The 11190-nt window shown below is 45.3% G+C and carries 8 protein-coding genes; 7 read left to right on the plus strand and 1 reads right to left on the minus strand.

The annotated features are described in order from the left end of the window. Positions 1-94 precede the first annotated feature (94 nt). The 3 genes from HY811_11295 to HY811_11305 all read left to right on the plus strand — a co-directional run bounded on the left by HY811_11295 (position 95) and on the right by HY811_11305 (position 2872). Positions 95-286 (plus strand): cupin domain-containing protein, encoded by a 192-nt coding sequence (locus HY811_11295; GenBank protein MBI4835384.1) that lies wholly within the window; start codon positions 95-97, stop codon positions 284-286. Positions 287-387: 101 nt separating this feature from the next. Further along, positions 388-2160: a bifunctional phosphoribosylaminoimidazolecarboxamide formyltransferase/IMP cyclohydrolase gene (purH, locus tag HY811_11300; GenBank protein MBI4835385.1), complete on the plus strand. Its 1773-nt coding sequence runs from the start codon at positions 388-390 to the stop codon at positions 2158-2160. A 1-nt stretch (position 2161) separates the two neighbouring features. Continuing rightward, complete coding sequence (locus tag HY811_11305; GenBank protein MBI4835386.1) at positions 2162-2872, plus strand: outer membrane beta-barrel protein; 711 nt, start codon at positions 2162-2164, stop codon at positions 2870-2872. Between the two features lie 130 nt (positions 2873-3002). Here the strand turns inward: HY811_11305 and HY811_11310 are convergent, their stop codons facing one another. Beyond that, a complete protein-coding gene (locus tag HY811_11310) occupies positions 3003-4895 on the minus strand; it encodes a rhomboid family intramembrane serine protease (protein ID MBI4835387.1) in 1893 nt (630 codons plus the stop codon). A gap of 160 nt (positions 4896-5055) precedes the next feature. Here HY811_11310 and HY811_11315 point away from each other — a divergent pair, with 160 nt between their 5' ends. The 4 genes from HY811_11315 to HY811_11330 all read left to right on the plus strand — a co-directional run bounded on the left by HY811_11315 (position 5056) and on the right by HY811_11330 (position 11063). Continuing rightward, the gene (locus HY811_11315; GenBank protein MBI4835388.1) at positions 5056-6018 is read left to right on the plus strand and encodes a 6-phosphofructokinase; all 963 of its coding nucleotides are present in this window, start codon (positions 5056-5058) and stop codon (positions 6016-6018) included. Between the two features lie 108 nt (positions 6019-6126). Next, on the plus strand, positions 6127-7368 hold the full coding sequence (locus tag HY811_11320; protein ID MBI4835389.1) for a 6-phosphofructokinase: 1242 nt from the start codon (positions 6127-6129) through the stop codon (positions 7366-7368). 12 nt (positions 7369-7380) lie between these two features. After that, entirely contained in the window at positions 7381-8727 is a 1347-nt protein-coding gene (locus HY811_11325) for a class II fructose-bisphosphate aldolase (protein MBI4835390.1), read from the plus strand. Positions 8728-8903: 176 nt separating this feature from the next. Continuing rightward, a complete protein-coding gene (locus tag HY811_11330; GenBank protein MBI4835391.1) occupies positions 8904-11063 on the plus strand; it encodes a tetratricopeptide repeat protein in 2160 nt (719 codons plus the stop codon). The last annotated feature ends 127 nt before the right edge of the window (positions 11064-11190 follow it).

Raw genomic sequence — 11190 nt, forward strand, 5'->3', positions numbered from 1 at the left:
AGTTAAGGTTTAAGGGTAACATAATGAATCTGTTTAAGTTTGTTAGCAGAGGTTATCGGAAAGAAAAAGCCATAGCGTAGAGGTAAAACAGCTAATAAACCGAAAGAAGAAACTTATAAAAATTATTCAACAGAGCAGGGCTTTCCCGAATCCGGGTTCGGAATATTCGCTCATCGGATGCACCGTTTCGCCGGGATTTGATTTTGCGGATTTTGAACTTGGCAAAAGAGAGGCACTCGTAAAAAAGTTTCCTCATGCTAAAAATATTATCGAAAAACTCACCTGATATTTCCAGCAATCTGTTTAATTTTATTGATTTAGCTTTCAAAAGAGTGGTAAAATCTAAAAATAATAAGTCAATCTAGTCAGAAAAAAGGAGAGATAATCATGCAAAACGACAGCGTTCGCCTGCAGGATAGACAGGAAAGTCCGACTCAAACCGGGTTAAAAGTAAAAACAGCCGTGATGTCTGTAAGCGATAAGAGCGGATTGGTGGAATTTGCCAGATCCCTGAAAAAATGGGGGATTGAAATAATTTCCACCGGCGGCACGGCAAAAGTTCTCAAGGAAAACGGGATAGATATCACGCCCATCTCCAAAATCACCGGCAACGCTAAAGATGATTATTTTGACGGACGGATGAAAACCATCAGCTTTAACTATGAAAGCGCGCTCCTTTACAGGCGCGATAATCCTGAACACGTAAAGCAGGCAAAGGAATTAGGCATCCCGCAAATTGATATGGTCATCTGCAATCTTTATCCATTTGAAAAAGTTACCGCTAAGGAAGGCGTTACCATAGAAGACGCCATAGAAAATATCGATATCGGCGGTCCGTGCATGGTGCGCGCCGCAGCCAAAAACCACGAAAGTATCGCCATTGTCGTGGAGCCGGAACAATATAAGGAAATAATGGATGAAATGGCGAAAAACAAAGGCACTCTCGGGAAAGAATTGCTTAAGAAACTCATGGTTCGGGCATACGAGAAAACCGCGGATTACGATTCGGCAATCCATACATTCTTTGCGGATAAATTGACTAATGAGAAGGTAAAGCGAGCCAAGTATTTCAAAGGAATCCAACTCGGGCGCTATGCGGAAAACTGGCACCAAAAAGGGTGGCTCTATAAATCGCCTGTTTCGGCAGCGAGCATCCCCTGGGCAAAACAGGTCCACGGTGGGCCCTTGGGCTACAATAATTATTTGGATGCCGAGGCGGCTTTGCAATCCGTGCTTGAGCTTAAAGATTCAATCGCCGTTTCCATTATTAAGCACGCCAACCCCTGCGGCTATGCCACGGGCGAAACGCTTTTGGAAGCCTTTGAACGCGCCTGGCAGGGAGACCCGGTCAGCGCCTTCGGCAGCGTAATTGCCCTGACCAAGCCGCTGGATATGGACGTCGCTAAAATATTAGGCGAAAGGTTCGTGGAAGTGCTGGTCGCGCCATCCATAAAACCGGACGCGCTGGAATATATTAAATCATTGGGCAAAAAGAAGGCGGAGCTCCGCTTACTGGAAGTGGGGGACTTGAATAAAAGCAAGAATAACCTACTGAGGTTCATCACCGGCGGCGTTCTGGAACAGGAACAGGATAATAAATTCTTCTTGACTAATACCATAAAAGAATTGTTTAAGCCGCCGTTCCAGGCTAAATGCGCTAACAGCGGCAAGGATTTAACCGTCGGCATAATGACCAAGGTAAAGCCGCCTGCCGCGCGCGCCGGGTTATACGAATTCGGATTGCATTACGTCAAGCATATCAAATCCAATGCAATAGTTGTCGTCCGCGAATACCGCCCCGGATATTACCAGACCATCGGCATGGGCTGCGGGCAACCCAACCGCAAGGATTCCGTCATGCTGGCCGGCATGCGCGCGGTGGAAAACCTAAAGCGCGAATATACTGACATGAAGAAAGCCAAGAAAACTAAGATAAAAACCGCCAAGCAATATATCAAACAGCAGTTGCAGGCTGATAATGTGATTCTGGTTTCCGACGCTTTCTTCCCGTTCAGAGACGGGCTTGATAACGTTGCCGAAACAGGCGTGAAATATGTCATTGAACCGGGCGGTTCGATAAGGGATGAAGAAGTCATCAAGGCCGCCAACGAGTATAAAATGGGATTACTCTTTACCGGTGTAAGAAAGTTTTACCATTAAAATGAAATTCGTTTATCCTGTTTTACTACTTCTCGCGGCTGTTTCATACGCATCCGCAGAACCTGCGGCAGAGGCAGAAAAGTCAATTTCCCTGTTCGGCGGGGGCTTCTACGCAAAAGGCGCCGAATCCATGATTGATGATGATGCTACCAGTGTCGAAGATGTCGGCACCAAAGATTGGAACGGCAACTCACTTTGGGGATTGCGCTACGAAAAGCACTACCTTCGGCAAGACCGCCTGTTAAATGGTGGACTCGGATTCGAGCTCCTATCGTTTACTATCGTTAACCAAGAGGTATCCGATTCCCGCTCGTTTCTGGGCATTCCTTATACCGTCCAGTTAGATAAAATCGAATCTAAAACAGTCGGGTTAAGCGTGGATGGATTCCTTGATTTTAATTTCCAGAAACCCATAAGGCCATATCTCGGCTTGGGCATGGGACTATTCTTTGCTAATGTAAAGGATAAAAAAGCATCCCAGCAGGGAACGAACCCTTACATATTGGAAGCTGACGAAGCTTTCGGATGGGGATTGGGTTTTGATTTTCTGGTCGGCACTCGCTGGTATTTCAATGACAAGTTTTTCCTGATGCTTGAGATCCAGGAAAGGCAGCTCTTTTTAAGCACCTTGAGGTTCTTTGGCAATGACCTCAGCATCAGCCCATTATATTCCTGGCGTAATATCTGCATTGGGATTGGGATGAAGTTTTAACCTCCGTTTAGCGTTATCCCGGTAAAAATCCTTTACCAGTATATTCAATTAAGATATCTAATCCATACGCTTGCGTTCAGGATACAAGTCGTAAGCCAAACCGCCAATCAGATTACAAAGCATGAATGATTTACCCATATTTCTTTAGGTTTAAAATCCATAGGACATACTCATCAAAGTCTTTTCTGGCAGGAAAAGTCTGTTCTTTCCAATGGGCTTCATTAAAGTCCTTATTTGCCAGCAGCTTTAAACTCAAATTTGAATATTTACATTCAAGAACACGGCTCAATTTATCCGCCAAAAGGCTTAATCCGATTTCCTTAGTTTGATAGCCGCCCGCATCGGGTTGCATGATAATTGTGGTTTGTTCAGTGTTAAAATCGAACCTGCCGGTAAAATCATTAGTAATCAAATCAATCCTGAAAGTGATTCTGGTTTCTGTCTTTTCAATCATCTCGTATTTTTTCGGCATGGCAACCCCATAGCCGCTTACACCGGCGAATTTCTGGGTCTTAGCCGGGCCTTGTATTATGCGATGCTCATCAAGCTGAAACCTTCCCGCTATCGCAAGATAAATATCATCCCACCCAAGAAGAATACTCGTCGCCATAGTTGACAGATGAATGCCCTTGTCACCAATTTCCGCCTTGACCACCCTTTGCTCCGGCGGCAAAGGAATCGCCTGGCTTTGGTCAAGAATAAGCACCGGAACGCCCTTGGCTTTCAGATAATCAGCCATTTCCACGGCTTTCGATGGGGGAATGCCTTTCGCGATAACCCCGCCGGAATTGCGCAAATAGCGTAAGACATCAAACTTTTGTTGCCCTGTCATTTGAGCGATGACCGGGGCGATTTCGTAATAATTTATCCTCTCAAGAGTCTGACGGATAACAATACAATCGCCATCTAATTCTTCCGGTTTTTTATCTGCCGTAATCCGGTTAAAGGCGGCTTCTAATTTCCGGAGTTCCTCCCGTGCCTCTTCAAGCGAATACCCCTCGCCCGGTTCTTTCACCGTTTGACTCAGGTATTTTAACCCTTTATCCGGGCGGTTCAATGGATGTGTATAAACCAACCCTAAAAAATACCGTAATTTTTGCGTTATGGGATGGAACGGATAAGCAAGTATAAACCTCTCATAAATTTCAGCCGCTTTCTGAAGATTCCCCTTGTTCTGGAAGATCTCGCCTGCTCTCAGGTGGTATTCAGGACGGATACGCATTTCACCGAAAACCCTTACGGCATGATTAAATTCATATAAATATTCTGCTTCATTATTATATATTTCGCTTTTCCCAAGCAGGATATTGGGATCTTCATGCGATATTCTTTTTGCTCCCGTAATGACCGCCTCGCTTCCGATTGTCTGTCGAATTTCCTTTTTACGCTGTTGCGAAAACCATGTTTTCCACGCTATGGCAAACGCAACTCCAAATAAAAAGCCCCCAATATGCGCCCAATAAGCCACCCCGCCCATTCCGGGCATTCCGGTGCTCAGAAATCCGTAGAGCAATTGGAGGAAAAACCAAAAGCCAAGCATTATCAAGGCGTTTAGGTAAGTAAAATTAATAAAACGGCCGAGAATATATAACACCTTTATTTTATGCAGCGGGAAAAAGATTATATAGAAACCCATAACACCAGATATGGCGCCTGATGCCCCAATACATGGAATCGTCGAAGACGGATCAATCAAGGTATGAAGCAAATCCGCGGATATTCCGGCCAGCAAATAAAATCCGATATAATAGTATGGCCCTATTTGGTCCTCAACGTTATCCCCAAAAATCCAGAGATACCACATATTAAAAAGGATATGAAAAAAACCTGCGTGCATGAACATTGATGTGAATAAGGTAATAAACTCGCCGTTTGCAGGAGTCCAGCCATATGTTTTAACAACATCTCCGAACCATGGACGATAATTAATCAGCGAAAACACGAGGATATTCACCCCGATAATAACATAATTAACGTACGGGGCCCGTTGGGTTGGATTTTCGTCACCAATAGGAAAAAACATATATTATTTTGCGCCTCTTATTAAACATGGCTATTTCATAACATTATTCTTTAAGCATATTATATCTCTAACTTGAGCGCCGTCAATAAATAAGCTTGGTATACGAGATTCTAATTATCCTTGCCAAAATCTTAAAAGGGGAGTAAAATTTAATCTTAATATGACAAAAAGAATAGCCATAATTACACCGGGCGGCGATGCACCGGGAGTTAATGCCTGCATCCGAGCACTTGTCCGCCAGGGAATCAGCCATGATTTTACCATGATAGGCGTTTACCGCGGATACGAAGGATTAATCAACGGAGAAATCGCCTCTCTTGACAGGCGTTCGGTCAGCGGTATTATTCACCACGGCGGAACAATCCTTAAAAGCACCCGGTGCAGTGAAATCCAAACACCGATGGGGCTGCGAAAAGCGATTGCTTCCATAAGAAGACATCGCTTGGATTATCTTATTGTCATCGGCGGCGACGGCTCTTTTACCGCCGGCCTTAAGATTGCCAAAAGTGGGATACCGGTCATCGGCATACCGGCCAGCATAGATAACGATATCTACGGCACGGATGAAACCATCGGCTTTGATACCGCCGTCAATACCGCCGTCGAAGCGATTGATAAAATAAGGGATACCGCGACAAGCTTCGACCGCATTTTCCTCGTGGAGGTGATGGGCAGGGAACACGGCTTTCTGGCATTATCCGTAGGCGTGGCAAGCGGAGCCGATTTTATCATTATCCCGGAAGTAAAATACGATATCAACCGGATATGCACCGAACTCGTAAAAGACAAAGCCGGCAAGAAGACATCGGAAATAATAATCTTTGCCGAAGGCGCCGGCAGGATAATGGATGTAGCTAAAAAGATTGAAACTAAAACGAAAGTTCCGGTGCGCGTTTCTGTCCTAGGATATATCCAACGGGGCGGCGCACCTTCTGCGCGCTCACGTATTTTAGGCAGTATGTTCGGCGCTTATGCCATCGGATTAATAAAACAGGGACTCAAAAACAGGGCGGTGGTCATGCAAAACAATTGCATTACACACATACCTCTTGAAAAGGCAGTCCGCGGTCGAAAACGCATAAATCGGAAATTTCACACCCTCGCAAAAAATTTATCCACATAAAAACTGCTTATTTCATTCAGCCATTCATGCGCTAAATATCCGGAACGACCTCTTTTATTTTATTTGACCTTGGCGGAATATTTGCTATAGTTAATAGAAAATATTATTATGAGCAACCATAAATTGGGAATCTTAGTCGGCGGGGGCCCGGCGCCCGGCATAAACGGCGTCATCAGCGCGGCAACCATCGAAGCCATTAATCTCGGCTGGGAAGTAATCGGAATCATGGACGGATTCAAGCACCTTGCCAGGGGAACCGATATCCAGACCATGCCGCTGACCATAGACGAAGTCTCCCGCATCCATTTCCGGGGCGGCTCAATATTGCGCACCTCCCGGGAAAACCCGACCAAAGACCCAGGGAAGATGCAGAATGTAATAAACAGCCTTTCGATATTGGGAATAAACCGCTTAATAACCATCGGCGGCGAGGATACGATTTTTTCCTCCAGTATGGTGGAAAAGGAAATGCAAGGGAAAATACACGTTGCCCACGTCCCCAAAACCATTGATAATGACCTTCCTCTGCCGAATAATCTTTCAACCTTCGGGTACCAGACCGCGCGCCACTTTGGGGTGGAAATCGTCATGAACCTGATGGAAGACGCCTTTACCACCAACCGCTGGTATTTCGTGATTGCCATGGGTCGTAAAGCCGGGCACCTGGCGCTGGGCATCGGCAAGGCCGCCGGAGCGACACTTACCATTATCGGAGAGGAATTCACCTCAAAAAATATCAGCATCGGTCAGATAAGCGATATACTGGAAGGCGCCATTATAAAGAGGCGTGCCATGGGCAAAGACCAGGGCGTTGCCATACTGGCAGAAGGCCTTGTGGAAAGATTCGACCCCAAGGAACTCGAGGGGCTGGAAGACGCGGAAAGAGACGAATACGGCCATATCAGGCTTTCGGAAGTAGACCTTGGGAAAATCATCAAGGATGAAGTCAAAAAACGCCTGGAAAAACGAGGGATTAAAATAACCATCGTTGATAAAAATATCGGTTACGAATTGCGCTGCGCCTCTCCCATTCCTTTCGATGCCGAATATACCAGGAACCTCGGCCATGGAGCAATCAAGTTCCTGACAGAAGGAAAAACGGGCGCGGTTATCAGTATGCCGGGAGGCGTTCTTATCCCGATTTATTTCAAAGACCTGATGGATCCGAAAACCGGGCGGACCGCCGTGCGCTATGTCGATATTAAAACCGAGGCTTACGAAGTCGCCCGCGCTTATATGATTCGGTTAAATAAACAGGATTTCTCTAATCCGGAACAGCTGAAGCTTCTGGCCAAAACAGCCAAGACGACTCCGGAAGAGTTTAAGAAACAATTTGAATCTGCAATTTAAGGAGGAATTAATATGGATATTTACAGGAATATTGACGAGGCAAAATCATCCTCCAAAGGAGCGGTGGAGTGGTCAGGCACAGGGATAAAAGTATTGGACCAGAAAAAACTGCGTGACGGCCTTATTGACCAATGGGTCTACAGCGCGGTTTTCAGCCAGGATGCCGCTCTAAAACAATTCCTTTATAAGACAATCAGGGAAACAGCCGAAGCATTGGGTGCCGCGCCTTCAAGCATACAGTCGCTTTACGAGGCATCGGCAAAAGGCGTCTATAAAAACAAGACTGTCCCGGCGATGAATATCCGCGGCATAACTTACGAAGTCGCCCGTGCGGCTTTCAGGGCGGCTCTGAAAAATAAGGTCGGCGCATTCATATTTGAAATCGCTAAAAGCGAGATGAAGTATACTATGCAAGACCCGTCTGAATACGCCGCGGTCATACTGGCCGCCGCCATCAAAGAAGGCTATAAAGGGCCGGTATTCATACAGGGAGACCATTTCCAGTTCGCCTCCAAGAAATTCATGGAAGACCCCAAAGCCGAAGAAGAAAGCCTAAAGAAACTGATAAAATCAGCTCTCCTGGCGGGCTTTTATAATATTGATATCGACGCCTCAACGCTCGTTAAGCTTTCACACGGCACCCTTGAAGAACAACAGGCGAATAACTCCAAGATGACCGCTGAACTGACCAAATTCATCAGGGAAAACCAGCCTAAAGGCGTAACTGTGGCAATCGGCGGCGAAATAGGGGAAGTCGGCAAGGAAAACAGCCGCCCCGAAGAACTGCGCGCCTTTATGGGAGGTTATAAAAACCTGCTCCCTAAAGGGATGGCGGGCATTGCCAAGGTAAGCGTCCAGACCGGCACGCGCCACGGCGGGGTAGTCCTGCCTGACGGCTCGATTGCCAAGGTCAATCTGGACTTTGAAACCTTAAAAACATTATCCGAACTTGCCAGGCAGGAATTCGGAATGGGCGGGGCAGTCCAGCACGGCGCGTCCACGCTTCCGGATGACGCCTTCAGAAAATTCCCGGAAATGGGAACGGTCGAGGTACATTTAGCCACCGGATTCCAGAACCTTATTTACGAGCATCCCAAATTCCCGAAAGGACTCTTAACGGAAATAGACGAATACTTGAGGAAAAACGCGGCTGATGAGCGAAAACCCAAGCAGACTGAAGAACAGTTTATTTACACCGTAAGGAAAAAGGGATTCGGCCCGTTTAAGAAACAAACCTGGGATATCCCTAGGGAAAACCTGGACGCGATAATGGCAACCATGGAAGAGAAATTCACGTTCCTCTTTAAGCAGTTGAATGTAAACGATACGGCGGATTTGGTTAAGAAAACCATTAAGTAATCTAATAGTTGTTTTATTGAACTATTGTTAAGGGGTGTGACAATGGTTCTCCGGAACCGCGGTGTGCCATTGCCGATAGATAGCCGCTTCGTAATTAACCGATGAACTATTGCACTACTCTCTTCCCTTACCCCTAATTATTGACAATATTGTCTCTTGGTTTTATAATCATTTCTATGGCAGATACCAAACTAAAAATCCGTGAATTCAAGTCTCTGGATGAGTTCCGTTTATGGTGGGAAGGGGAGGAAGTGACCGGATTCTGCCAGCGCCATCCGGAAAAAGTCGCCCGCTTAAAATCCCACCGCTGGGTTGCTCCATGGATAACCAAGCATACCCAGTCCGAAGGCGAAGAGGTAAAACAACCCGCCGGCAAGTCGTTCGGCAAATACATCATAGAAAAGAAACTCGGGCAGGGCGGTATGGGCGCGGTTTACCTGGCACACGATACTGTCTTAAAAAGAAAAGTGGCACTAAAAGTGATGCTCTTGAAAGGCGCTCAGGCAATCGAGCGCTTTAACCGCGAGGCGCGTGCCTCTGCCAAGCTAAAGCACCCCAATATCATTTCGCTCTACGAAGTCGGCACAATTGATAAGTATAACTACTTTACCATGGAGTATATTGACGGAAGTTCTCTGGATAAAATGATAAAAGACAAGGAATTAACCCCTAAACGGACTGCCGAGATTATAAAGGATATCGCCAATGCGCTTCATTATGCGCACACTCAGGAAATTGTCCACCGTGATATTAAGCCCGCCAATATCCTGGTAGATAAACAGGGGAAAGTATATTTAACCGATTTTGGGCTGGCAAAAGAACTTAGCGGAACCGAGCATTCGCTAACCATGACCGGGACGATTATGGGGACAGCCGATTATATGTCCCCGGAGCAGGCAGAAGGGATTAAGAGGAAGATAGATGCCAGAAGCGATGTCTTTTCGCTTGGCGCAACGCTTTACCACGCCTTAACCGGACATACGCCGTTTAAAGGAAAGGAACTCTACCAGATACTGGAAAGCGTAGTGCGCAAAGACCCAATTCCGCCCTGCCGTTATATAAAGAATCTGTCCAAAGATATCGAGACCATATGCCTTAAATCCATGGAAAAGGAACAGAAAGCCAGATACCAGTCATCCAAGGAATTAGCCGATGATTTAACGCATTATATAAACGGAGAAGCAATATCCGCCAGACCAATCGGTTTTATAGGCAGGATATTCCGTAAAGCCAAACAGAATAAGGTTGCCAGCCTATCGATTGCCGGAGTAATAGTGATTCTTATTGTTTTGGGTATTATGGCATCGGTCTCATCCTCAAATACCCGTCAAGAAGCTTTAGGTTATTTTAATAAGGCGCAAGGTTTTTATGATAAGAAGGACTATAACGAGGCGAAGGTATGGGCAAACAAAGCGCTTACTCTTTTGCCTGATGACGGAGCGATTAAGGATTTAATCAATGAGTGTAATGATGCCTTGGAAAAGATATCCGAATCCGATAAAGAAACGAAGGTAAACAGGGAAAAGGCTAAATCTATACTTGATAGAATAAATGTGGGCGATCCTTCGACTGATGACAAAATAAAGGCCGCCGAGGATGCCCTTGATATTGACCCGTCCTATGGCGATGCCTGGCAGGTTATGGGCTATGCCTATGTGGGAAAAGCCAATGAGAATGCACAGAATCCGGATAAGTATCGGAAACTAATAGACAAGGCGTTTGAATGTTTTAGCAAGGCAATTGAAAAAAACCTCTCCCTGACCTATTCATATTATGAGCGGGCGTTTATTATTGCTTTTATTTATGATAAAACCGAAGAAGCAGTGGCTGATTTTAATAAAGTAATCGAACTTGATCCTGAAAGCCCTCTCGGATATTTTGCTCGGGGGACGATTGAGTATTACCATAAGAATTATGATAAAGCCATTGATTACCTTGCCAAGGCAATAAATCTTAAACGTGATTATGCCGATGCGCATTTTAATCTTGGTAATGCATATAATAATTTAGGGAATTATAAGAATGCAATAGAGTTTTATAAAGAAACCATCCGCCTTAAGCCTGATTTTGCCAAGGCGCATTATAATCTTGGGAATGCCTATAGGAGTTTAGGGAATAACGTAAAAGCAATCGAATCATACAAAGAAGCCATTCGCTTCAAGCCTGATTTTGCCGAGGTGCATTATAATCTTGGGAATGCCTATAGGAATTCAGGAAATAACGTAAAAGCAATAGAATCATACAAAGAAGCTATCCATCTCAAGCCTGCTTATGCCGAGGCGCATAGTAATATTGGGGTGGCCTATACCGAGTTGTGGGATGATCTGCTTTGTTGAATAATTATTTTGAGGAGTGATATAAAAGTTAAAGTAAAACAGGGTCATAGACGAAAATACTTGTAGACAACAGTATTTTTATAAGGAGAACCCGTCTATGGCCCCTGATTTATTATGTGAATCGGCA

Source organism: Planctomycetota bacterium (assembly GCA_016207825.1).
In the GTDB taxonomy this organism is placed as follows: Bacteria; Planctomycetota; MHYJ01; order JACQXL01; family JACQZI01; genus JACQZI01.

Bases quoted from the DNA above. Each gene is read 5' to 3' on its own strand.
- purH (MBI4835385.1), top strand. From the start codon at position 388: ATGCAAAACGACAGCGTTCGCCTGCAGGATAGACAGGAAAGTCCGACT.
- HY811_11305 (MBI4835386.1), top strand. From the start codon at position 2,162: ATGAAATTCGTTTATCCTGTTTTACTACTTCTCGCGGCTGTTTCATAC.
- HY811_11310 (MBI4835387.1), bottom strand. From the start codon at position 4,895: ATGTTTTTTCCTATTGGTGACGAAAATCCAACCCAACGGGCCCCGTAC.
- HY811_11315 (MBI4835388.1), top strand. From the start codon at position 5,056: ATGACAAAAAGAATAGCCATAATTACACCGGGCGGCGATGCACCGGGA.
- HY811_11320 (MBI4835389.1), top strand. From the start codon at position 6,127: ATGAGCAACCATAAATTGGGAATCTTAGTCGGCGGGGGCCCGGCGCCC.
- HY811_11325 (MBI4835390.1), top strand. From the start codon at position 7,381: ATGGATATTTACAGGAATATTGACGAGGCAAAATCATCCTCCAAAGGA.
- HY811_11330 (MBI4835391.1), top strand. From the start codon at position 8,904: ATGGCAGATACCAAACTAAAAATCCGTGAATTCAAGTCTCTGGATGAG.